This window comes from Micromonospora sp. PRAS1 (genome assembly GCF_059553435.1).
In genome coordinates, this window is sequence record NZ_JCANNB010000008.1 from 42468 (window position 1) to 66600 (window position 24133).

A 24133-nucleotide genomic window follows, 5' to 3' on the forward strand; every position below is an offset into this window, starting at 1 on the left:
TTTTTCAGGCGGGGCGGCGGGTGGCGACGGAGCGTCGCAGGTTCAGGGTGAGGGAGACGTCGACGCGATGAGCAGTGGTGAACAGCAGCCGCGCGGCAATGCCGACGTGTTCGCCGTCGCCGAGGAAATCGGTCGCGATCTCGCCCGGGTGGACTGGGCGGAGACCCCCCTGGGGCTGCCGGCCGACTGGCCGCAGAGCCTCCAGACGGCCGTACGCATCCTGTTGTCGTCCCGGTTCCCGATGTGGATGGCCTGGGGACCGCAGCTGACCTTCTTCTGCAACGCCGCCTACCGGCGCGACACGCTGGGCCGCAAGTATCCGTGGGCGTTGGGTCGTCCGGCGAGCCAGGTGTGGGCGGAGATCTGGGACGACATCGGTCCCCGGATCGACACCGTGCTGACCACCGGGCAGGCGACCTGGGACGATGCGCTGCTGCTGTTCCTGGAGCGGTCCGACTACCGGGAGGAGACGTACCACACGTTCTCCTACAGCCCGCTTCGCAACGACGATGGCGCGCTGGTCGGCATGCTCTGTGTCGTCCGGGAGGACACCGACCAGGTGATCGGCGAGCGCCGGATGGCGACGCTGCGGGATCTCGGGTCCGACCCCAGCGTGGTCCGTACCGAACAGGAGATGCTCGCCTTCGCGGGGCGGCAGCTGGACCGGAATCGGCGGGACCTGCCGTTCACCCTGACCTACCTGTTCGAGGAGGACGGGCAGGCCCGACTGGCCGCCGCCACCGGGCTCGCGGTCGGGCACCCCGCCGCTCCGCAGACGCTGTCGACCACGGATCCGGATGCCCTGTGGCCGGCGGGGCGGCTGCTGGCGAGCGAGTCGGCGCGGATGGCACTTGATGAGCCGAGGTTCGCGGGGCTGCCGACGGGGGACTGGCCCAGGCCTCCTACCGAGGCGTTGCTGGTGCCGCTCCTGCGGCAGGGCGACACACCGTACGGGTTCCTGGTGGCCGGGACGAACCGTTACCGGGCGCTCGACGATGGCTACCGGGGATTCATCGAGCTGGCGGCCGGGCATGTGGCGGCGGGCATCGCCAGTGCCCGTAGCTACGAGGCCCAGCAGCGGCGGGCGGAGGAACTGGCCGAGCTGGACCGGGCCAAGACCGCCTTCTTCTCAAACATCAGCCACGAGTTCCGCACCCCACTTGCGTTGATCATGGGTCCGCTGGAGGAGTTGCGCGTCCGGTTGCACGACGCCGAGCAGCCGGTGCAGGAGGAACTGGAGGCCATCCGCCGCAACGGCCTGCGCCTGGGCAAGCTGGTCAACAGCCTGCTGGACTTCTCCCGCATCGAGGCGGGCCGGATGCAGGCGCGCTACGAGCCGGTCGACCTGGCCGCGGCCACCGTCGACCTGGCCAGCGTCTTCCGCTCCGCGATCGAACGCGCCGGCCTGACCTTCGAGGTGGACTGCCCGCCACTGCCCGAGCCGGTGCACATCGACCGGGGGATGTGGGAGAAGGTCCTGCTCAACCTGCTCAGTAACGCGCTCAAGTTCACCTTCCACGGCTCGGTACGGGTGACGCTGCGCGCCGAGGACGGGCAGGCGGTGGTGCGGATCGCGGACACCGGCATCGGCGTACCGGAGGAGGAGATGCCGCGGCTGTTCGAGCGGTTCCACCGGATCGAGAACGCCCGGTCGCGGTCGAACGAGGGCAGCGGCATCGGCCTGGCCCTGGTCAAGGAACTCGTCGCGCTGCACGGCGGCACCATCACCGCCGACAGCGCCCTGGGCGAGGGCACCATGTTCACGATCCGCCTGCCCTTCGGCACCGCGCACCTGCCCGCCGACGCCCTGGTGCCCGCCGTCACCAACACGGTGGGGGTGTCCGCCTCTGCCGAACCGTTCGTCCAGGAGGCCCTGCGCTGGCTACCCGGCGCGGCGCAGCCCGGGGCCGAGATGGAGCACGACCACCCCTCCGTCATCGGGCAGCTGCGTTCCGCCACGCCGGCCCGGGTGCTTGTCGCCGACGACAACGCCGACATGCGGGAGTACCTGATCCGGCTGCTGCGCAGCGCCGGCCATCGGGTGGACGCGGTGGCCGACGGGCTGGACGCCCTCGAGGCCGCTCGCACCGAGACCCCGGACCTGGTGGTCAGCGACGTGATGATGCCCCGCCTGGACGGCCTGCGGCTGGTCGCCGCCCTGCGTGCCGATCCGCGGACGGCAGGCACGCCGGTGCTGCTGCTCTCGGCCCGGGCCGGCCAGGAGGCCTCCATCGAGGGGTTGGAGGCGGGTGCCGACGACTACCTGGTGAAGCCGTTCTCGGCGGCCGAACTGCTGGCCCGGGTACGCGCCAACATCGAACTGGCCCGGCTGCGCAACCATCATGCCCGCTGGCGTACGGCCCTTGTCGACTCGTTGCAGGAGGCGTTCTTCGTCTGTGCCGAGGACGGCACGGTCGTCGAGATCAACGCGGCGTTCACCGACATCCTCGGCTACGGTCCGGAGGATCTGCGCACCGGTCCGATGCAGCCGTGGTGGCCGGACCGGGAGGCGGAACCGGAGGCGTACCGCCAGGTGATAGAGGCGTCCGAGGTGCTGCTCGGGCAGAACCAGGGCAGCTACACGGTGCCCGTCACCCATGCCGACGGGCATCGGTTGTGGGTAGCCGCCACCTTCAACCAGGTCGACGACCCGGACAGCGGCCGGCGCATGATCGTCGGTACCTTCCGGGACGTGACCGCCGAGCACTACGCCGTGCAGCGCGAGAGTGCTCTGGCGGCGCTGAGCATGCGCCTGTCGCAGGCGGAGGACCTGACCGACGCCCTGCACGGCGTCCTGGCCGAGCTGCGCAAGCTCTGGCGGGCCGCCCGCGTACTCGCGGCCGTGTTCGACGGCGCCCACGCTCCCGTGATCACCGCCACCGACCCGCAGCTGCGCTGGGAGACGCTCACCGAGCAGCGGCGTCGCGGCCTCATCGACCTACGGGACCGGTCCCTGCTCACCCCGGTCGCCGATTCGGCAGGCGGCGCGGGCATCGCGGTGGAGCACCCACACGGCACCATGGCCATCTGGGTCGACCTGGGGGAGAAGCGGCCCTTCACCGACCAGGACCAGACCCTGCTGGCCCTGCTGGCCGGGCACCTCGGTCAGGGGCTGCACCGGGTCCACCAGATCGACCAGCAGCGGGAGACCGCCCTGGCACTGCAACGGGCCATCCTCGGCCCCGCGCAGCTACCCGCCGGCTTCGCCGTGCGGTACGCGCCCGCCACCCGCCCGCTGAAGGTCGGCGGTGACTGGTACGACACCGTCGAGCTGCCCGACGGTCGGATCGGCATCGTGGTCGGCGACTGCGTCGGCCACGGCCTTCAGGCCGCCACCGTCATGGGGCAGCTGCGCAGCGCCTGCCGGGCACTGCTGCTCCAGGACACCAGCCCCGCCCAGACGCTGACAGCGCTCGACCGCTTCGCCGCCCAACTGCCCGGCGCCGCCTGCGCCACCGTGTTCTGCGGTGTCCTCGACCTCTTCACCGGCGAGCTGCGCTACTCCAGCGCCGGTCATCCGCCGGCGGTGATCGCCCACCCGGACGGCACCACACACCTGCTCGACCAGGGGCGGTCCCGTCCGCTCGCCGTCCGCCCGGGTCTCGCTCGGCCCGAGGCCAGCTGTGTGGTGCCCGCGCGGGCCACCCTCCTGCTGTACACCGACGGCCTGGTGGAACGGCGCCGCCAACCCCTCAGCGTCGGCATCGCGCACGCCGCCGCCGCCATCCAGACCGGCCGTGCCGCACCCATCGAGAGCCTGGCCACCGAGGTGATGGAGCAGATGGCCCCGGACGGCGGCTATGACGACGACGTCGCCCTGCTCCTCTATCGCCATCCCGGTCCACTGGAGCTGGAGTTCCCCGCCGAGTCGACCCATCTCGCCCCGGTGCGCAGCGCGTTGCGCAACTGGCTCGACCGCTGCGGACTGGCCCCGGCGAGCGCGTACAACGTCCTGGTGGCCGCCGGTGAGGCCTGTGCCAACGCCATCGAGCACGGCAACCGCGACTCATCCGGCGGGCGGATCCTGCTGCGGGCCGCCGCCACCGCGGACGACCTGCGCCTCAGCATCACCGACACCGGCCGGTGGCGGACGCCGCAACCGGCGGCCAACACCCACCGTGGTCGTGGGCTCGTGCTCATGCGGGCCCTGATGGACACGATCACCGTCACCGCCGGCGCGGCCGGCACCACTGTCGACATGCAGGCAAGGATCACCCGATGACCACCGCGCTCTCCCTCGCCACCAGCCGGCGCCCCGACGGCACGCGGGTCCTGACCGTCACCGGCGAGATCGACATGAGCAACGCCGCCACCTTCGCCGCCGGGCTGGCCGCCGCCGTTGACCCCGAGGGTGCCCCGCTCGTCGTCGACCTCACCGCGGTGGAGTACCTCGACAGCGCCGGCCTGGCCGCCCTGTTTCCGCACGCCGAGCGCGTCCAGCTGGTCGTCACCCCGTTGCTGGAGCCGCTGCTCACCATCTCCGGACTGGCCGACCTCACCACCGTGCACCGCCCCTGACTCCCGGCCGGCGCCGGCACTGGCGGCGTACACCGCCGGTGCCGGCTGGTACCGGTGTCGCAGCCGTCGATGCCCGTCCGTCAGGCCGACGGCAGGGGAGGGTGAGCGTTTGCCATGAGTTCGGCGAACTGCGCGGGGAACCAGGCGCCGACCGGCGGCGCGCCGCGCCGAGCGTCGGTGGGCGGCCACCCGGAGCCCGTCGGCGGCCGGTAGTCCGGATCGCACTTGGGGTCGAAACCGCTGCGCGGGTCGGCAGCCTGCGCCGGGTCGCCCGCGCCGTCGGAGGTGCCGGGCGGCTTCATCCAGACGTACGCGTCGACGCCGGGCTGCGGGGCGACGGCCGGACGCTCACCGAGGCCGGCACGGGCCTGGTTGCACCAGTTCGCCGCCGAGGTGCGCCGGTCGACGCGGGACCCGTCGACGAAGATGTCCACGCTGGACGTGGCACCCGGACCGGTCGGCCGGCGCGGGCCGCCCCACCCGTTGCGGGACGTGTCGACAAGCACGCCGATGGTCTCCGGGAAGCCGGCCGCGACCAGGTCGCGCCGCAGCTGCTGCGCGTACGGCAGTTCGTCGAGGAAGTTGTTCCAGTCCACCCAGCGGGTCTGCCGCACCGACACCCCGTTGACGATGGTGGTGATGGTGAAGTAGGGCTCGACCAGCGTGCCGTACCCGGCGGTGTTGACGATGACGCCGTCGACGCCGCGTACGCCGGCCCGGCTGCCGGCGACGATCTCCGAGATCAGCCGCACCCCGGCCGACCGGTTCTCGTCCCAGCCCAACTCCGCGCGGTTACCCGAGCCCAGGTAGGTGTAGATGTTGGCGTAGGGGTGCAGCTTGTCCAGCGCGTACCGGATGCCGTCGACGTAGTCGCCGCTGCGGGCCACGCTCTCGCATCGCGAGCTGAACCCGATGCCGGTGACCAGGGCGGGCACCGCGTTGGGCTCGACCACGTTTATGATCCGCAGCCGCCGGTACTTCGGGTCACGTTCGATCGCCACGATCGGGTCGACGAACTCCCGCTGGTAGCGGACCACCTCGCCGACCGCGAACTCGCCGTGCGGGGCGAGTCGGGCGCAGTCGCGGGCGGGGAGGTTGTTGAGCACCACCTGCACGTAGTCGGCCCGCTGCGCCAACGCGGCGTCCAGGTGGGCCCGTAGCCCCAATTCGCCCGGCTCGCCGGCGATCTGGCTCACCCGGTTCAGCCAGATGCCGGTCGGGTTGCCCGACACCCGGTCTCCGCCCGGCACGCTCTCCGCCCGTGCCCGCCACTGCGGATTGACGTACCCCGACCCTGCGGCGTACGGGTTGTCGACGTGTGGCGGCCGGCCGCCGGCCCAGGCCGGTCCGGCGACGACCGCGACGCCGGTGAGCGTGGCGACCGTGGCGGCGGCGAGCAGGCGGCGGAATTCTTTCGTGGCAGGCATGTGAACTCCCCGTGTCCGATCCACGCCATCCATTGACCGCTATCTCTGGGGTGGAACGCAAGGGCGTCCGGACCGGGAGAGGACTGTCGCCTTTCCGACAGTGCCGCCCGCGCGAGAAGATGGACGCCCATCGTTGTCGGTATGGTCGTACGCGCCCCCGGCGGCGGCTACGGGGACATGTTCCGGTACCCCGCGATGCCCACCCCGCTCCGGGTCACCGTCCTCGTCTTCGCGCTGCTCTCGCTGCTGTTCATCCTGGCGACGGTGCATCGCCTGGTGGCCGAGGGTGGCTCGTTCGGTGCCGTCGTCTTCTTCGCCGTGATGGCCGTGGCCTGCGCGCTTGTGGCACTCAGCCTGGCCGGTCGCCGCCGCTGGGCGCCCTATCCCGCGTACGCCCTGACCGGGCTGCTGGCCGCGGCCTCGCTCGGTCTCTTCGGCATGATCACCTGCGTCGGTCTGGCCCTGCTGGCCTGGGTGCTCTGGGCGCTCAACGTCCGCGCCTCCCGGGACTGGCTCGGCGGCGGCCGGCGACTGCGCTGACCGTGTCACTGGTTCCGCCCGGGGCGGGCCCGTCGGCCGCCCCGAGCGGTTCGGGTGCCGCTACGCGGCGGGGGAGGAGGTGATCGCTGCCGGCTCCTCGTCCGCGTTGGTCTCCGTCGACTCGTCCTCGTCGGCCTGCTCCGCCTCCTGGGCGGTTTCGGTCGGCGCGGCGGACTTCGGGTTGACCCAGGAGAACTCGATCTCGATCGAGAACTCGTCCTTGCCCTCCTGCTCGATCTCCAACTCACAGTGCACCTGGTCGGCGACGGCGATGCTGCCCGCGGCGCCGTAGAAGACCTTGCCGGTCTCCAACTGGCTGGCCACCTGCCGCAACCACGCGGCCAGATCCGCCCGCGACACGGTCCGCTCGTCCTCGTAGATATCCATGCCGCAATGCTGACATCCCGCGTGGGGACTCAGCCCGTAGGGTCGGCCGTCGACACGACGGCGCGCGTCTCCCGCCGGCGGGCCACCGCGATCATCACCGTGCCGACCGCCATCACCAGGCCGGACATCACCAGGGCCACCGCGCCGCCGACCCGCAGGGTCAGGATCGCCGAGGCCAGGGCGCCGAGCCCCATCGCCACGATCGCCGCGGACCGGCGCAGCCACGCCTCGCCATGGCCGCCGGCGAGCCGGCTGTCGGCGGCGAGGTTAACCATCGTCATGGTCACCACCACCGTTGAGAGGTCCCGGATGCCGATGTGCCGGACCGCGGCGGCCTGGGCGCCGAGCACCATGGCCAGCAGCCCGGTGATGATCACCATGCGGACCTCGTCCGGTGCGCCGGTGCCGAGCCAGAGCCCGGCCAGCAGAAGCGTCAGCACGGTGCCGCCGACGAGTACGGCGAGACCGGCGCCGGGCAGCTTCGCCGGTCCCGACGCGTTCCTGGTCAGCCGGGCGGCCAGTGCCGCGCCGAGCATGAAGGCGAGCAGGGCCACCAGATTGTTTAGCACCGGCAGGTTGGCGACACCGCCCAGACCGAAGCCGATGAAGAGGACGTTGCCGGTCATGTTGCCGGTGAAGACCCGGTCCAGGGCGAGATAGCTGACCCCGTCGATCGCTCCGGTCGCCACCGTGAACACAAGCAGCGGCACCTCGTACCTCTTGAACATGAACCTTTCCGAAGCTCGCCGGCCGGCGGACCATCCGTCCCCGACCACGGCCGCCGGCAGGGGCGCGTCGCCGCTGAATGCGGCTCTGAGCAGGGCATTCGTCCTGCGGGAGTCTACGCGGCCCGGTCGGTGGCCGAGGCCGGCGGGGCCGGGTCACCCGCCGATTCGACGCTCCGCCGGTGTCCGAGATGCCGGCCGTTCGCCTGATTGCCTACGCTGCCGCGGGCACAGCAGTATCCGAACACGACGATCCGGGGCGGGGGTGACGGCTCAGATGGACGTGCACTTCATGCTGGGCCTGGTCGGCGGGCTGTGCTGCCTGCTGGCGGTGGCTCCGGCGGGCTGGGCGCTTGTCGCCTACAACCGGCTGGTCCGGCAACGCAACCAGGTACAGGCGTCCTGGGCGCAGATCGACGTGCAGCTCAAGCGCCGCCACGACCTGATCCCGAACCTGGTGGCGACGGTGCAGGGCTACGCGGCGCACGAACGCGGCACGCTGGAGGCCGTGGTGGCCGCCCGCAGCGGTGCGGTCGCCGCCGCAGGCGCCCCTTCGGTGGCCGGTCGGGCGGTGGCCGAGAACACCCTCACCCAGGCGTTGGGGCGGCTGTTCGTGCTGGCAGAGGCGTACCCGGAGCTCAAGGCCAACCAGAACTTCGCCGCCCTGCAAAGCGAGTTGACCCGGACCGAGGACAAGATCGCGTACGCCCGGCAGTTCTACAACAGTGCCGTGCAGACCTTCAACACAAGCGTGCAGTCCATCCCGACCAACCTGATCGCCGGGCTCGGCGGGTTCCGGGCGACGGACTTCTTCCAGGCTCTGGACGGCGAACGCACGGCCGTCCAGGTGCGCTACTGAGGGCGCGACCGCCTGATGGACGACCGACTCCTCTTCGACCTGGCGGTGGGAGTGCTGGCGCTCGCCGGCTGGTTCGCCGGCTACGGCCTCGTCCGGCTGGTCACCCGGCCGGTCACCGCGACGCCCGCACCGGCCACAATGGAACTCGGGCCGGAGCCGCCCGCCGTGGTCAGCCTGCTGGTCAACCGCTGGTCGGTCACCGAGGACGCGGCCGAGTCGACGCTGCTCGACCTCGCCGCCCGGGGCTTCGTCGAGCTACGCCAGCCGGGCGACGACCCGATGGAGACGACCCTGCACCTGCCGTCGACGCCGCCGGACGACAGCGGGCTGCGGCCGTACGAGCGCCAGGTGCTCGACCGGGTACGCGGCCTCGCGGTGCACGGCGTGCTGCCGATGACCGCGCTGACCTTCCGGGACCAGGGGCGGGCCCGGACCTGGAACAAGCGGCTGGCCGCGCGGGTCGTCGCGGACGCCCGGGCGGCGGGGCTGTCCCGGCGTCGCTTCGGGCCGAGGGTGAGCAGCCTGCTGGCCGCCGCCGCGCTTGTCGTCGGGGTGATCGTCGGTCTCGCCGCCGGGCACTACGGCAGCTGGCGCCAGACGGAGGACAACCCCGGTATCGCCGCCGGTCTGATCACCTTCGCCGTGCTGTCCGGCATCGCCGGGCTCTCCCCGGGGGAGCGTGACACGCCCCTCGGCCGCCAGGTGGCGGCGCGCTGGCTCGGGGTGCGGGACTGGCTGCGTGGGCACGAGCAGTTCGACGAGCTGCCGCCGGCCTCGGTGGCGGTCTGGGACCGCTACCTCGGATACGGCGCGGCCGTCGGCGCGACCCGCCTGACCAGCGCCGTGCTCGACCTGGGCCTGGGCGACCGGACGCGGGTGTGGTCGTCGTACGGCGGCGTTTGGCACCGGGTGCGGGTCCGCTACCCGCGGTTCCTGCCGCGCTATGGCCGAACCGTGCCGAGGCTGCTGCTCAGCGCGGTGATCAGCCTGGTGGTGGGTGGCTTCCTGCTGAACGTCTTCGGCCCGTCGTTCGACCTCACCCCCTCGACCACCGGCCGCTTCGAGCGGGTCTTCATCCTGGTCGCCGACGGGGTCGTGCTGGTGGCGGTGTTGTTGCTGCTCTCCGGCGGCTGGACGCTGCTGCGCGCCCTCGGCGACCTGGTCACCGAGCGCACCGTCACCGGCGAGGTGCTCTGGCTGGAGGTGTGGAAGTCGACCGCCCAGCGGGAGGGTCAGCCGTCCCGGCCCTGGCTGCACTACCTGGCGGTGGACGACGGCAGCGGTGACCGGACGACCGCCTGGGGGCTGCCGAGCCGGTGGGCAGGTGACTGCCACGACGGCGACACGGTGACGATCCGGGTGCGGCCGTGGAGCCGGCGGGTGGTCGGCCTTTCGGTGGTAACCGCAGGTAGCGCCCGGTTGCTATCGTCGCCGCCACACAGTTGATCTAGAAATTGGGGGACGCGATGAGTTTGCTGGACCGCCTACGGGGCGAGTTCGTGGACATCGTCGAGTGGCTGGACGACAGCCGGGACACCATCGTCTGGCGCTTCCCCCGCTTCCAGAACGAGATCAAGATGGGTGCCAAGCTGGTCGTCCGCGAGTCCCAGACGGCGGTCTTCGTGAACGAGGGCCAGATCGCCGACGCCTTCCCGCCCGGCACGTACACCCTCGAGACCCGCAACATGCCCATCCTGGCCACCCTGAAGGGCTGGAAGTACGGCTTCAACTCGCCGTTCAAGGCCGAGGTGTACTTCGTAAACACCCGCCAGTTCACCGAGATGAAGTGGGGCACCCAGAACCCGGTGATCCTGCGTGACCCCGAGTTCGGGGTGGTCCGGGTGCGGGCGTTCGGCGCGTACGCGGCCCGGGTGGTGGACGCGCAGCGGTTGCTGCGTGAGCTGGTCGGCACCGATCCGCAGTTCCGCACCGAGGAGGTGCAGGAGTACCTGCGTCAGCTCATCGTGGGCCGGCTCGGCGGCGCGCTGGCCACGGCCGGGATACCGCTGCTGGACCTGGCGGCCCACCAGGACGCCATCGGCCGACGGCTGGCCGGCGTGCTGACCGAGGAACTCGCCGAGGTCGGCATCGCGATTCCGAAGTTCGTGATCGAGAACGTCTCCGTGCCGCCGGAGGTGGAGCGGGCGCTCGACAAGCGGACGGAGATGGGCGCGGTCGGCGACCTGGACCGGTTCACCCGCTACCAGGCGGCCACCGCGCTGGAGGCGGCGGCGAAGAACCCGGGTGGCGAGGCGGGCGCCGGCATCGGCATGGGCATGGGCATGGCGCTGGGCCAGCAGATGGCCAGGTCGATGTCCGGCGACACGCCGCCGGTCGCCGCACCGCCGGTCGCCGCACCGCCGGTCGCCGCACCGCCGGTCGCTGCACCGCCGGCCGCCGCACCGCCGAGCGGGGCCGAGCCACCGCCGCTGCCGAACCAGACGCAGTGGTTCGTCGGCGTCGCCGGGCAGCGCCAGGGCCCGTTCGACCTCGGTGGGCTGGCCGAGCAGGTCGGCGCCGGCAACCTCGGCCCGGACACGCTGGTCTGGCGGGCCGGCATGGCGCAGTGGCAGCCGGCCGGACAACTGCCGGAACTGGCGGCCGTGCTGGCCAGCGTCCCGCCGCCGCTGCCGCCGCAGTGACCAGCTGGTACGGGATCGGAAGGGTACGCCGATGAGCGAAACCGCTGTCTCCCCGCCGTCGTACGGCTGCGGGGGTTGCGGTGCCCGGGTGGAGCACGCACCGGGCACGACCGTGTTGCAGTGTCCTTACTGCGGGTACCAGCACCAGATCGCCCCCGCCGCGCGCGAGGTGCGCGAGCACGCGTACGACCAGCTGGCCACCCTGCCACGCAAGCCGGCCGCCACCGTCGGCGCGTACGTCTTCGGCTGCCCGGGCTGTGGCGCCCGGACCGAGAGCCAGGCCCTCGCCCAGCGCTGCCAGTTCTGCGCCACGCCGCTGGTGGCGCAGCAGACGGCGGAGGAGCTGATCGCGCCGGAGGCGGTGCTGCCGTTCACCGTCGACCGGGCCGGCGTGCGTACCGCTCTGAGCACCTGGTGCCGCAGCCGTTGGTTCGCCCCGAGCAGCCTGAAGAAGGTGAGCGAGGCGGAGACGCTCAAGGGCACCTACCTGCCGCACTGGACCTTCGACGCGCGGACCGTCTCGGACTACCGGGGCCAGCGCGGCGAGCACTACTACGTCACCGAGACGTACACCGTGACGGTGGACGGCAAGTCGGAGACCCGCACCCGGCAGGTACGGCACACCCGGTGGCATCCGGCCAGCGGCACCGTCCGCCGGGACTTCGACGACGTGCTCGTGCCCGCCACGACGCACCTGCCGACCGAGCAACTTGACGAGTTGGCCCCGTGGCCGCTGGCCGAGGCGGTCGCCTTCGACAAGGACTACCTGGCCGGGTACCACGCGTTGCGCTACGACACCGAGCCGGAGGCCGGGCTGACGGCGGCGAAGGCCCGCATGGCGCCGGTCATCGAGCGGGACTGCCGCTCGGACATCGGCGGTGACGAGCAGCAGGTCAACTCCGTGGACACCAGCTACTCGGAGGTGAGCTACAAGCTGCTCCTGCTGCCGGTGTGGATCGCCGCGTACCTGCACGCCGGACGGTCGTACCAGGTGCTTGTCAACGCCCGCACCGGCGAGGTCATCGGCGAGCGGCCGTACAGCAAGGCCAAGATCGCGGCTGCGGTGCTGGCCGCGCTGGCGGTGATCGCGGCGATCGCGGTGGCCTTCGCGCTGGCCGGCTAGCGCTCGCGTCTGGCCACCAGCCCCGCGTCGCGCAGCACCCGGTGGTGGCGCCCGCCGCCACCCCGGTGCGAAGCTGACCGCCGGAACAAATAGAGGGTTTCGCATCTATGGCGCCGAGGTTGAGTCATGTAGCACGATGACTTTTGCCATCCGGGCGAAAAGATGGCTGTCTCTTGCCGGAAGCCGCATCGTCGGGAGGACGATCCGATGCACCGTCTCCCTCCGCGCCCCGGGCGCGTCGTGTCGGGTCTGCTCGCGCTGATCCTGGTGGCCGCGGTCGGCCTCTTCGGGTCCGCCTCGCCCGCGTCGGCGCACGGCGGCCTGGCGATGTCCACCCCGGCGGCGGACGCCACGGTCTCCGAGCCGCTCACCACAGTGCAGCTCTACTTCACCGAGCAGGTGGTGCCCAACGCCTACTTCACGGTGATCGCACCGGGCGGCGGCCGGGTCGACAATGGCTGGACGTCCGGGCAGCCCCGCCCCCTGGACCAGCCGGTACGGGAGTACTTCCTGGTCGACGGCAAGTTCGAGCCGCGCGAGTACACGACCGGTTTCCCGGCGGTGGTGACGGTGGCGCACCTGCCGGCGGTGGGAAAGTACACGGTGAGCTACCTCTCGGTGGCCTCGGACGGCGAGCCCGTGCGGGGCACGATGAGCTTCCGGTACGCCGGGCCGGTGACCGTCGCGCCGCAGGGCTGGAGTCCGCCGACGAACCAGCCGGACCCGGCGCTGGTGGCGGCGGCCGAGCAGCACGGGCACGACGCCGGCTCGGCGCAGGGGCCCGCCGAGCCGTCCGTGGCGGCGTCGCCCCCGCTGGCCGCCGTGCCGATGCCGGCCGTCGAGGAGAACGGGCTGCCCGGTTGGGTCTGGGTCGCCGGGGCGGTGCTGCTCGGGCTCGCTCTCGTCGCCCTCGTCGCCTGGCGGCGGCAGCCGGCCGTCGTGGGCGCGATCCTCGGCCGGGTCGGCCTTTCGAGCCGGCCGGCACGCCGGCCCAAGGCCCGCGCCCGGGCCGGCGCACGCCCCGGCACCGCTGGGAAGAAGAGTCGCTCGGGACGGGCCGCCACGTCGAAGGCCGGCACCGGCCGGCCGGCCGGAGCGAAGGCCAAGCCCACCCCACCGGCCGCTGCCCGGCAAACCGCAGGGACCTCGGCCGCTGCACCGTCGGGCGCTGGGACCTCGGCTGCTGCACCGTCGGCCGCTGCATCGCCGACCGTAGGGACGTCGGGCGTCAGCGCAACCGTGGCCGCCGCAGCGCCGACCGGTGCGACGGTGGCCGCGGAGGTGGACGCCGGAGCTGCGGCACCCGCCTCCCGGCTGGGCAACACCCGTCTCGGGCTCCTCGTGGGCGGACTGGTGGTCGCGCTGCTGGCGGGATTCGGGCTGGGACGGCTCGGCGCGGGCGACCCGGCGGGCAGCACCGGCCCGCGGCCGAGCACGGTGGCCGGCGCCGGTGCGCCGGTCTCGGCGGGGGACGGGCACCAGCATGCGCCGGGGACCGGGGCGCACACCCATTCCGGCGACGGCGCGGACCAGACGCAGGCGACCGGGGCGTGGGTCAGCGCCGCCGGCTACACCCTGCAACCGGTGCAGCGGTCCCACCGCGTCGGCGTCTCCGCCGACTACCGGTTCCAGATCGTCGGCCCCGACCGGCAACCGGCGACCAACTTCGCCACCGTCCACGAACGACCACTGCACATGATCGTGGTCGGTCGTGACCTCGGTGGATACCAGCACCTGCACCCGAGCATGGCCGCCGACGGCACCTGGAGCGTCCCGCTGAAGCTGGCCCGCCCCGGCGGCTACCGCATCTACGCCGACTTCTCGGTGATCGCCGGCGACGGGACCCCGCTGCCCCTGGTGCTCGGCATCGACCACGACGTGCCGGGCGGCTACGATCCGGCCCCGCTCCCGGCCCCGCAGCCGCAGGCCACCGCCGGGCCGTTCCAGGTGACGATGGACGGTACGCCGACGGTCGCGGTGAGCGCGCCGATCACCTTCCGGATCGGTCGGGCCGGCACGTTCGGCCCGGTGCGGCCGGAGCCCTACCTGGGCGCGTACGGGCATCTGGTGGTCGTACGCGAGGGCGACCTCGGTTACGTGCACGTCCATCCGGAGCCGGAACTCGTCGACGGCGCGGTCACCTTCTGGTTGACCGCGCCGAGCCCCGGCCGATACCGGGCATTCTTCGACTTTCAAGTGGACGGCACGGTGCACACCGCCGAGTACACGATCGACCTGGGCTGACCTGGCGAGGGCCGTGGGAGCGCTCATCTGGGCCGGTGGGCGGCTTGTTACGGGGATATTTCGGACGAGTCTCGGCCAAGGTCTTGACGGTCGATGTTAACGCTCACAAATATGGGAGGCCCCTAACACTCGCGTCTGGAGACTTCCGTGCAGGTGTTCATCGCTGCTGCCTCCGACCCACGATCCCGAACCGGACCGGCCCGCGCGGCAACCGTGCGGCCGTCGATCACCACCACACTCAGAAAGCTGGTCACCGCGCTGGACCCGCGTCGGCGGCGACGCACCATGGCGCTCGCAATGGTCAGCACGTTGCTCTGCGCCGGCGTGGCCGCCCCCGGCGGCGCGGCGAGCGCGGCCCCCGACGGCGCGGCGCAGGCCGCTGAGGAATGGTCACCCCGTTCGGCGTACACGTCGACGGACCGGGGCGACGGTCGGTACTCGGTGCCGCTGCTCCGTGCCGACGTGCCGGACATCGGCGTGGAACGGGTGCCGGCGGCCGAGAACGACGAGGGCCGGGACATCTACTACATGATCAGCACCACCATGCACCTGAGCCCGGGTGCACCGATCATGAAGTCCTACGACCTGGTCAACTGGGAGATCGTCAACTACGTCTTCGACCGGGCGAGCATCGGTGACTCGTTCTCGCTGCGCAACGGCCAGAACTCGTACGGCCAGGGCCAGTGGGCGTCGTCGCTGCGCTACCACGAGGGCATGTTCTACGTCGCCTTCAACACGAACAACCTCGGCGGCGCGTACATCTACCGCACCGACGACATCGAGAACGGCGCCTGGCAGCGGACCGCCCTCGGTCGCGGGCTGCACGACCCGTCGCTCTTCTTCGACAACGACGGCACGCCGTACATCTTCTACGGCAACGGCACCATCAGCGCGGTACGCCTCAACGCCGGGCTGACCGCCATCGTGCAGGACTACCCGAACGTCTTCAGCGCCAACGACTACGCCGGCCAGCCCTTCATCGGCGGCCTCTTCGAGGGTGCCCAGTTCTACTACATCAACGGGCACTACTACGTCGTGGTGATCACCTGGCCGTCCGGCCAGGGCCGGCAGGTGGTCATGCTCCGCTCGCCCGAACTGCTCGGCCGGCACACCTCGGGCGGTGTGAACACCTACGAGGCCCGGGGCGTGCTCAACTCGAACGGCTTCGCCCAGGGCAGCCTGGTGCCGATCGAGCGCTCCGGTGGTGACCTCGACTGGTACGGCATGTTCTTCCGGGACACCTTCCCGATCGGGCGGATCCCGGCGCTCATCCCCGCCACCTGGCGCGACGGCTGGCCGACCTTCGGCAACAACGGCTCGGTGCCGGTGGAGGGGCTGTTCGACAAGCCGATCCCGCTCAGCCCGGCCGAGGAACTCTTCGAGCGCCAGAAGAGCATCGTCGCCTCCGACGACTTCGCCAACGACGCCCCGCACAAGGCGTACATGGACGAGGAGTGGACCACGACGGACCCGGCGATCGCGGCCGAGATCGCACCAAACGGATCGCGGCTGGACATGGTCTGGGAGTGGAACCACGCCCCGGACAACCGGTACTGGTCGCTCACCGACCGCGACGGCTGGCTGCGGCTGACCAACGGCAAGGTGGTCACCGGCAACTACGTCTACACGAAGCTGTCCAACCGGGCCGAGCTGGCCTGGTTCGAGGAGGCGCGCAACACGCTCTCGCAGCGTACGTTCGGGCCCCGGCAGTCGGTGGAGACGAAGCTCGACATCTCCGGCATGCGCGACGGCGACGTGGCCGGCCTGGCCGCCTACAACCGGGGCTTCTCGTACGTCGCGGTCAAGCGCACCGGTGACACGAACACCCTGGGCGTGGTCAACCGGGGACAGCCGTTCGCCGTCGACCTCGACCAGGCGACGCTGGAGAACTTCCTGCCCGGCACGACGGTGCCGCTTGGCGACGCGACCGAGGTGCACCTGAAGGCGGACCTCGACTTCGCCGCACCGGTCGGCCAGCTCTGGACCACCTTCTACTACAGCCTCGACGGACTGACCTGGACCCAGCTGGGCAACCGGGTCGGCCCGCAGACCCTGGACGGCAGCCTCGCGCACTTCATGGGGCACCGGGTGGGCCTGTTCAACTACGCCACCCGGAGCACCGGCGGGCACGTCGACTTCGACCACTACCTGCTCAGCGACACGCTGACCGCGCAGAACCGGCCGCTCGACACCGGTGACCTCGACGCGGCCATCGCGTACGCGGGCACGCTTGACGAGTCCGACTACCCGGCGGACGCCTGGGCGGCGATGCGGGCCGCGCTCGCCGCGGCGACGGCGGCCCGGGCCGGCGAGTTCGGTACCCAGAACCAGATCGACACGCCGGAGCGGGCGCTGAGCTACCAGTTGGCCCGGCTCGGCGTGCTCAGGACGGACTCGCCCGAGGTGCCGTTCACCGCCACCGCGCAGGCGCGGTGCATCGGCGACAAGGCGTACCTGGCGGTGCAGGCGCACAACGACCACGACGCGCCGGTACGGGTCGTGCTGGAGACGGCGTTCGGCGAGCGGTCGGTGGCGAGCGTCGCGCCGGGTGCCAACGCATTCCAGCAGTTCAGCACCCGTGCCGCCGCGGTGTCGGCCGGTACGGCGAGCGTCCGGGTCACCGGAACGGTCGACGGCAAGGAGGTCACCACCGTCCGCGCCGTCGAGTACCCCGCCGCGACCTGCGACGGCTGACCGCCAAACCGATCTGTCCCGGGGCCGGATCCGACGCCGGCCCCGGGCTCCGATGATCCCACCGCCCGTAAGCAATCCGAGGAGGACATCGAGTGACGCAACATCCGCGCAGGGCTATCAGACGACGGATCGCCGCGATCGCGACGATCGGCGCGATGCTGGCCGGAACCGTCGCGGCGGCACCCGTCCAGGCCGCCGAGACGAACCTCATCGTCAACGGCGGATTCGAGGACGGACTGGCGAACTGGTTCGTCAACAACGGCAACGCCACCGACGGCGCGACCCTGTCGCCCACCACCGACGCCTACTCCGGATCGAGCGCGGTACACGTGACGAACCGGCAGACCACCGGTTCCGGACCGATGCAGGACCTCTCCGGCAAGGTGCAGGCCGGGCAGACGTACTCGCTCACCGCCCGAATAAAGTACGAGAACCCCGGCAGCCCCGCGACGAAGCAGTTCTTCGCCACCATGCACTACGGCGGCGGCACCTACACCAACCTGGTCAGCGTGACCGCCACCAGGGGGCAGTGGGCGCAGTTCAACGGGCAGTTCACCATCCCGGCGGGGCAGAACGTCACGACGGCGCGGCTCTTCTTCGAGACGCCCTGGACGAGCACGCCGTCGACTGACCCGGAGGTTCACCTGATGGACTTCAAGCTCGACGACGTCTCCGTCGTCGGCGCCGCGCCACCCGCAGCGCCGTCGAAGACCATCGAGGTCGTCGGCAAGCTGCCCGGCGAGCACAACCCGTTGATCGGGCACAAGTTCGGCGCCGACGGGTTCGGCTTCGTGCACGACGGCCGGGTCTACATGTACCTGACCAACGACACCCAGGGTTACGCGCCCGACCCGGTCACCGGCGTCTCGCCGGGCATCAACTACGGCCACATCAACCAGATCACCGTGATCTCCACGACGGACATGGTGAACTGGACCGACCACGGCGAGATCCAGGTCGCCGGCCCGAACGGCGTGGCGCCCTTCACCGGCAACTCCTGGGCGCCGGGCATGGCCAAGAAGGTGGTCAACGGCGAGGAGAAGTTCTTCCTCTACTACGCCAACGGCGGCGGCTCCAGCAACGTGATCACCGGTGCCTCGCCGGTGGGGCCGTGGACCAGCGAGCGCACCAGCACGCTCATCGACGGCCGTACCCCGGGTGCCGAGGACGTCGCCTGGAAGTTCGACCCGGCGCCGCTTGTGGACTCCGACGGTGAGGCGTACCTCTACTTCGGTGGCGGCCCGGCCTCGACGAACATGCCGCCGGCCGAGCGGTTCAACAACCCGAAGAACCTGCGGGCGATCAAGCTCGCCGACGACATGGTGTCGACCGAGGGCACGGCGGCGGTCGTGGACGCCCCGGTGGCCTTCGAGGCGGCCCAGGTGTTCAAGCGCGACGGCAAGTACTACCTGTCGTACTCGTCGCACTTCGGCGGCAACGACTTCGGTGGCCCGCAGACCCCGTTGCCCGGCTACCCGGCCGGCGGCCAGATCGGCTACATGATCTCCGAGGACCCGATGTCGTGGCCGAAGGAGACCTACGCCGGGGTGCTCTTCCCGAACCAGTCGCAGTTCTTCGGCACCGGCACCGGTGGCAACAACCACCAGTCCGTCTTCGAGTACGAGGGCAAGTACTACTTCACGTACCACGCCCCGACGCTTAACAAGCGGATCAACGGCAACACCACCCAGGGCTACCGCAGCCCGCACATCCAGGAGCTGGCGTTCAACGCCGACGGCACCATCCAGCAGGTCGTCGGCACCTACGCCGGCGCCTCGCAGGTCCGCGAATTCGACCCGTACCGGGTGTTCGAGGCGGAGACGTTCGGTTGGAGCAAGGGCGTCGCGACCGTGAAGATCGACGGCCCGTCCGCCGAATTCGGCACGGCGGCACCGAACCTGGTGGTCCGCGACATCGACAACGGCGACTGGACTGCGCTGTCGTCCGTGGACTTCGGCGACGGCGCCCGCAGCGTGACGGCGAAGGTCCGCCCGCTGGCCGCCGGTGGAAAGATCGAGATCCGACTGGACGAGGCCACCGGACCGGTGGTCGGGACCATCCCGGTCGACGCGCCGACCGGCGAGTGGACGGAGCTGACCGCTTCGCTCGACGGCGTGGCCGGCGTGCACGACGTCTACTTCACCTACTCGGGCCCGCAGGGCACCGATCTGTTCGAGATCGACACCTGGGCCTTCGAGCCGGCCTCCGCCGAACTGCCGGTCGAGGTCAGCGCGCAGGCGCGGTGCGTCGCCGGCAAGGCGTACGTCGCGGTGCAGGCCCGCAACACCCACGACGCGGCGGTGGACATCGCCCTGAAGACCGCGTACGGCGAGCGGTCCTTCGCGGACGTGGCACCGGGCGGCAACGCGTACCAGCAGTTCGCGACCCGTACGGCCGAGGTCGGGGCCGGCTCGGTGACCGTACGGGCCAGCGGGGCGGTCGACGGCCAGGACGCGACGAGGGCCGTCACCGCCGAATACTCCGGCGTCAACTGCGCCGGCTGACCGACACCCTGTCCAGCAACCAGGAACTGACAAACGGAGCGTGGGGATGAAGAAAAGGAAGCTGTTCGCGTCAGTGGCCGCCGGGGCGATGGTGGTCGGCTCGGTGGCGATGGCCGCACCGGCGTCGGCCGAGCCGGGCGACAACGCCGATGTCGAGGTGACCGTCGACATCGAGGAGATCAAGGAGCCGGGGGTGCTGGCGATGTCGGTGGCGGCCGACTCGGTGGCGCTGTCGGAGGACGGGTCGACGTTGTTGGTGCGTCAGTTCGTGGGGACGTTGCCGACGGTGACGGTGACGGACACGCGTACGGCTGATGAGGTGCCGGCGGGTTCGGCGTGGGCGGTGCTGGGTTCGGCGTCGGACTTCGTCGGGGCTGATGGTCAGGAGCCGATCGCCGCGGGGCATCTGGGTTGGCGTCCGAAGCTGCTCGACGGTGGGGACACCGGTCTGGTGAGCGAGGGCGAGGAGGTCGTGACGGTCGTCGACGAGCCGACCCAGCCGGGCAACAACGTGGGTCTGGTCGACCAGGAACTGCTGGTGTCGACCTTCGACTCGGGTGCCGTGGCGGGTGGCGAGTTCACCGTCAACGCCGACCTGTTCCTGCGTACGCCGACTGATGTCGCTGCCGGTGAGTACGCCTCGACGTTGACCCTGTCCCTGTTCGAGTGACACCCGGGTGGGGGCCGCCCGCGCGGGCGGCCCCCACCTGTCGCGTTCAACGGGCCGGCGTCACCAGGCCCATACCGTCGGCTCACCGAGCTGGCCGAAGTCGGCGAGGCTCTGCGTGGCCGCGCTCCGCAGCAGCCGGTCGTCGTTGTCGAAGACCTGCACCTGCTTCACCTTGCCGGGGTCGACGCGGAACGCGCCCACGCCGGTGTCGAGCGGGCCGCTGGCGATCGTCTGCTGCTTCCCGTCGAGCAGCTTGACGCGGGCCGCCGACTCCGGCCCGAAGACCAGCACCCCGCCGACCTCTCCGGGCACCCGGACGGCGATCAGATCCGGACTTCCCGTGGCCGTCCAGTAGGAGGAGGGGACCCCGACGCCCGGCGTATGCGGCGGGCCGGTCTCGACCTTCTTGACCTTGAGCGATGCGGCGCAGCCGGCGTCGGTCGAGCAGGAGCGCACCAGAACGGCAGCCGGGGCACCGGGCACCCAGTCGGGCAACTGCCCGCCCCAGATCACCTCGGGCACCGCTCCGACGAGTCCGTGCCCCTTCATCTCATGATGCAGTTCGCGTACCGCGGTGGCGGCGAGTGTGGCGTCCACCGAGCCGCGCGCGTCGGCGGTGGAGACCGACGGTGTCGGCGACGTCGGATAGACGCTCGCACTTCCGCCAGCGGCCCGACCGGCGTATCGCAGCACGCCGTCGCAGGTGAACCGCCACCGTTCGGCTTCCTCTCCCGCGCCCCGGACCACGAAGCCGTCGGTGCTCACCACCTGCCAGCTCCGGACGACCGAGCCGTCCGGCTGGAGCCGGCCGTCGTCGGAGGTCTCGACCAGGCATCCGGACGGTGCGAGCCCGACCGTGAGATCGGTGAGCCGCCCGCCGTCGACCGCCGAGTGCCGACTGAAGAAGACGTACGGCTGCAAGATCTCCGGCTCGTCCGGGGTGCCCATCTTGCTGACCAGTTCCGCTGCGGACGCTCGGGCCCGCCAGGAGCCGTACCGCAGCAGCGCGTGTGAGTCGTTCCGGAAGGCCACCACCACGGTTCGCACGCTCGCCGTGTCGTGCGCCAGCAGCACCTTCACCTCGTCGAGCGTGGGGTCGACAAGCAGTTCGTCGCGGGACGCCCGGTACTGCCGCTCGATCTCCGCGATAAGCGTCTGGTCGTCGGCCAGGTTGCCCCGGGTCGGCGAGTCCAGCAACTGCCGCACCATCGGCTTGCCGATCGGGCTCGCCGGCTGGTAGGTCCCGGCCGGCGGCGGTGGCGAGGAGGCCACCCCGGTGACCGTCAGCCGGCCGGCCACACCGAAGACCGGCAGCGCCATCGCCGCCGCCACCACGCCCGCCACGCCCGCCACGGCCACCCGCCGTTGTCGGCGCCGCCGCACCCGGGCCAGCAGCCGCTGGTACGGGTCGGGGCCGGGAACCACCGGCTCGGCGAGCCTCGTCAATGCCTGCCTGATGTCATCAGTCATCGTTCACACCTCTCCATTCGTGGTAACCGGCTCGGCGGGGAGGGCCGGCAGCACCGCGCGTAACCGGGCGAGCCCACGCGACGTCTGGCTCTTCACCGTGCCGATCGAGCAACCGAGCGTGTCGGCGATCTGCGCCTCGGAGAGGTCCTCCCAGTAGCGCAGCACCAGCACGGCCCGCATCCGGGGCGGCAGGCTGTGCAACGCGGTGAGCACCTCGTCGCGCACCACGACGTCGTCCGCCACGTCCGCACCGCGACCCCGGTCGCCGTGCAGCCGCCAGGCGCCGGTCACCCCGGCCAGGAACTCCCGGGAACCGAACCGGTGCCAGAGGCTGACCCGCTCGTTGACCATGATTCGGCGGACGTACGCCATCGGGTCGTTCACCTGCCGCCAGCGGCGCATCGCCCGCATCAGCGCGCTCTGCACCAGATCCTCGGCCGAGTGCCGCGAACCGGTCAGTAGGTACGCCGTCCGGATCAGATCCGCGTACCGGATCTCGACGAACTCACGGAAGCTGTCATCCGTCACCTGCACTCTCCAGTCCTCGGGTGTCACCGACGAAAGGAAGAGCAGGAGACGGCGGAAAAGGTTGCCTCGCCGGACTCGTGGCTTCTCTCGATCAGCGTCTCCCGGCCAGGGGGGGCGGCCACCGATCCGGTCGCCGAGGAGCTACTGACCGCCGATCAGCGCGCCGCCGCCACCAGACCGTTCTCGTAGGCGGCGATGACCAGCTGCGCTCGGTCGCGGGCACCGAGCTTGGTGAGCAGATTGCCGATGTGGGTCTTGACGGTCTTGACCGAGATGGTGAGCGATCGCGCGATCTCGTCGTTGGACAGGCCGCGCGCCACCAGCGACAGCACCTCGGTCTCGCGCGCGGTGAGCACCCCGATCCGTCCACCCGCGGGTGGGCCGGGACGGTCGAGATAGTGCGCGACGAAGCGGGTGAGGATGCTCGGGGCGAAGAGAGATTCACCCGCATGCGTCCGACGGATCGCGTCGATGAGCCGGTCCGGATGCGCATCCTTGAGCAGGAAGCCACGGGCCCCCGCCCGCAGCGCGGCGGACACGTACTCGTCGAGGGCGAACATGCTGAGTACAACGACCCTGCTGTGACGCAGCTCGGCGTGCCCGGTGATGCGGCGGGTCGTCTCGATGCCGTCGCCGTCGGGCATGCGGATGTCCATGAGGATGACGTCCGGCCGGCGTTCCAGGGCGAGCGTCACGGTCTCGTCGCCGGTGGCGGCCTGACCCACCACGCCGAGGCCGGGGGTGCTGTCGATGAGGATCGCGAGACTGTGCCGCAACAGTTGCTGGTCATCCGCGACGAGCACCCGGATGTCGCTGCGCTGCGGCCCCGACGGCTCGACGCTCATCCGGGCTCCCGATCGGGCAGGCGCGCCGTGAGATGCCAACCTGGCCCGGCTGGCCGAGCGGAAACCTTCCCACCGAAGGTGGACACCCGTTCACGTAGCCCGTCCAGCCCTCGACCCGCCCCCGGGCTGGACCGCCAGCCGTCGCGCGGGCCGTCGTCGCGGACACCGACCACGACCGCGTCGCCGTCGCGCGCCACACTCACCCACACCCTGGTCGGGCCCGCGTGCCGGGCGGCATTGTTCAGCCCTTCCCGGACGACCGCGCAGACGGCCAGCTGAACGCCGGGCGATACCGCCCCGACCTCGCGTACGTCGAGCGTGCCCGCCAGGCCCGCGTGGTTCGCTTCGCGCAGGATCGTGGGCAGGGCGTCGAGCGTGTCGATCGGCCGCAGGGGAGCGGGCTCACCGGTAGGTGAGCGCAGCACGTCGAGCATGCGCCGCAACTCGGCGGTGGTCTCCCGGCTGACCCGCGCGATGTCGGCCAACGCGGTCAGCCGCTCGGTTTCGCCGGCCGGACCCGTGAGCCGCGCCGCAGTGGCGGCCCGCACCGTGACCAATCCGAGTCCATGCGAGACGAGGTCATGCAGCTCACGTGCGATGCGCAGACGTTCCGCGGTGGCCGCCCGCTCGGCCGCCCAAGCGGTCAGCCGGTCCTCGTACCGCCGGTGCTGACGCCGGGCCCGAACCAGCGCCCACACCGACGCCGCGACGGCGAGGACGGTGATCACTGCCAGCAGGAGCACCCCGGCCGGCCCTTCGGCACCCGTCGTCACCAGGCACAGGACCAGGCCCGCCGGCACCGTGGCGGCGACGACGGACAGCCAGGGTCGCCGTGCCGGACGCTCGTCAGGTGCCACGTCACGAGTCTAGGAAACAACCCCTCGCGTGCCATCGGACCTGGGTCGGAGCGCCCCCGGTCGGGGTGGCGGCGGCGAAGTCCGGGCCACGGCCCGATGA

The 24133-nt window shown here is 71.4% G+C and carries 18 protein-coding genes; 11 read left to right on the forward strand and 7 right to left on the reverse strand.

Going from position 1 to position 24133, the window contains the following annotated elements; genetic code table 11:
• The first annotated feature begins 67 nt into the window (after nucleotides 1–67).
• On the forward strand, nucleotides 68–4222 hold the full coding sequence (locus AC507J_RS09925; protein ID WP_496288800.1) for a SpoIIE family protein phosphatase: 4155 nt from the start codon (nucleotides 68–70) through the stop codon (nucleotides 4220–4222).
• Entirely contained in the window at nucleotides 4219–4518 is a 300-nt protein-coding gene (locus AC507J_RS09930) for an STAS domain-containing protein (protein WP_496288801.1), read from the forward strand. The genes AC507J_RS09925 and AC507J_RS09930 overlap by 4 nt, the downstream gene beginning before the upstream one ends.
• Before the next feature lie 80 nt (nucleotides 4519–4598).
• On the opposite strand, the gene AC507J_RS09935 is transcribed toward AC507J_RS09930, so the two are convergent.
• Nucleotides 4599–5945, reverse strand: a complete 1347-nt coding sequence (locus tag AC507J_RS09935) for a glycoside hydrolase family 6 protein (protein ID WP_496288802.1) — start codon at nucleotides 5943–5945, stop codon at nucleotides 4599–4601.
• A gap of 141 nt (nucleotides 5946–6086) precedes the next feature.
• On the opposite strand from AC507J_RS09935, the gene AC507J_RS09940 reads away from it, so the two are divergent.
• Nucleotides 6087–6485 (forward strand): hypothetical protein, encoded by a 399-nt coding sequence (locus AC507J_RS09940; RefSeq protein ID WP_496288803.1) that lies wholly within the window; start codon nucleotides 6087–6089, stop codon nucleotides 6483–6485.
• 60 nt (nucleotides 6486–6545) lie between these two features.
• Here AC507J_RS09940 and AC507J_RS09945 read toward each other — a convergent pair whose 3' ends face one another.
• Nucleotides 6546–6872, reverse strand: coding sequence for an amphi-Trp domain-containing protein (locus tag AC507J_RS09945; RefSeq protein ID WP_496288804.1), 327 nt, complete (start codon nucleotides 6870–6872; stop codon nucleotides 6546–6548).
• A 29-nt stretch (nucleotides 6873–6901) separates the two neighbouring features.
• Nucleotides 6902–7600 (reverse strand): YoaK family protein, encoded by a 699-nt coding sequence (locus tag AC507J_RS09950; RefSeq protein ID WP_496288805.1) that lies wholly within the window; start codon nucleotides 7598–7600, stop codon nucleotides 6902–6904.
• 274 nt (nucleotides 7601–7874) lie between these two features.
• On the opposite strand from AC507J_RS09950, the gene AC507J_RS09955 reads away from it, so the two are divergent.
• The 8 genes from AC507J_RS09955 (at nucleotide 7875) to AC507J_RS09990 (ending at nucleotide 20333) form a co-directional block, all read left to right on the forward strand.
• Nucleotides 7875–8456 (forward strand): LemA family protein, encoded by a 582-nt coding sequence (locus AC507J_RS09955; protein ID WP_496288806.1) that lies wholly within the window; start codon nucleotides 7875–7877, stop codon nucleotides 8454–8456.
• Nucleotides 8457–8471: 15 nt separating this feature from the next.
• Nucleotides 8472–9902, forward strand: coding sequence for a DUF2207 family protein (locus AC507J_RS09960; protein WP_496288807.1), 1431 nt, complete (start codon nucleotides 8472–8474; stop codon nucleotides 9900–9902).
• Nucleotides 9903–9922: 20 nt separating this feature from the next.
• Nucleotides 9923–11098, forward strand: a complete 1176-nt coding sequence (locus AC507J_RS09965) for an SPFH domain-containing protein (protein ID WP_496288808.1) — start codon at nucleotides 9923–9925, stop codon at nucleotides 11096–11098.
• Nucleotides 11099–11129: 31 nt separating this feature from the next.
• A complete protein-coding gene (locus tag AC507J_RS09970) occupies nucleotides 11130–12221 on the forward strand; it encodes a TFIIB-type zinc ribbon-containing protein (protein ID WP_496288809.1) in 1092 nt (363 codons plus the stop codon).
• Between the two features lie 207 nt (nucleotides 12222–12428).
• The gene (locus AC507J_RS09975) at nucleotides 12429–14465 is read left to right on the forward strand and encodes a copper resistance CopC family protein (protein ID WP_496288810.1); all 2037 of its coding nucleotides are present in this window, start codon (nucleotides 12429–12431) and stop codon (nucleotides 14463–14465) included.
• A gap of 147 nt (nucleotides 14466–14612) precedes the next feature.
• Nucleotides 14613–17159, forward strand: coding sequence for a glycoside hydrolase family 43 protein (locus AC507J_RS09980; protein WP_496288811.1), 2547 nt, complete (start codon nucleotides 14613–14615; stop codon nucleotides 17157–17159).
• Between the two features lie 92 nt (nucleotides 17160–17251).
• Complete coding sequence (locus tag AC507J_RS09985) at nucleotides 17252–19663, forward strand: family 43 glycosylhydrolase (protein ID WP_496288812.1); 2412 nt, start codon at nucleotides 17252–17254, stop codon at nucleotides 19661–19663.
• Between the two features lie 46 nt (nucleotides 19664–19709).
• Complete coding sequence (locus tag AC507J_RS09990; RefSeq protein ID WP_496288813.1) at nucleotides 19710–20333, forward strand: hypothetical protein; 624 nt, start codon at nucleotides 19710–19712, stop codon at nucleotides 20331–20333.
• 60 nt (nucleotides 20334–20393) lie between these two features.
• Here AC507J_RS09990 and AC507J_RS09995 read toward each other — a convergent pair whose 3' ends face one another.
• From AC507J_RS09995 to AC507J_RS10010, 4 genes are all read right to left on the reverse strand, one after another.
• The gene (locus AC507J_RS09995) at nucleotides 20394–21803 is read right to left on the reverse strand and encodes a hypothetical protein (protein ID WP_496288814.1); all 1410 of its coding nucleotides are present in this window, start codon (nucleotides 21801–21803) and stop codon (nucleotides 20394–20396) included.
• Nucleotides 21804–21806: 3 nt separating this feature from the next.
• Complete coding sequence (locus AC507J_RS10000; RefSeq protein WP_496288815.1) at nucleotides 21807–22331, reverse strand: SigE family RNA polymerase sigma factor; 525 nt, start codon at nucleotides 22329–22331, stop codon at nucleotides 21807–21809.
• Nucleotides 22332–22486: 155 nt separating this feature from the next.
• Nucleotides 22487–23176 carry a response regulator gene (locus AC507J_RS10005; RefSeq protein WP_496288816.1) on the reverse strand — a complete coding sequence of 230 codons (690 nt, stop codon included), beginning with the start codon at nucleotides 23174–23176 and terminating at the stop codon, nucleotides 22487–22489.
• The gene (locus tag AC507J_RS10010) at nucleotides 23173–24033 is read right to left on the reverse strand and encodes a sensor histidine kinase (RefSeq protein ID WP_496288817.1); all 861 of its coding nucleotides are present in this window, start codon (nucleotides 24031–24033) and stop codon (nucleotides 23173–23175) included. The genes AC507J_RS10005 and AC507J_RS10010 overlap by 4 nt, the downstream gene beginning before the upstream one ends.
• Nucleotides 24034–24133: the final 100 nt, after the last annotated feature.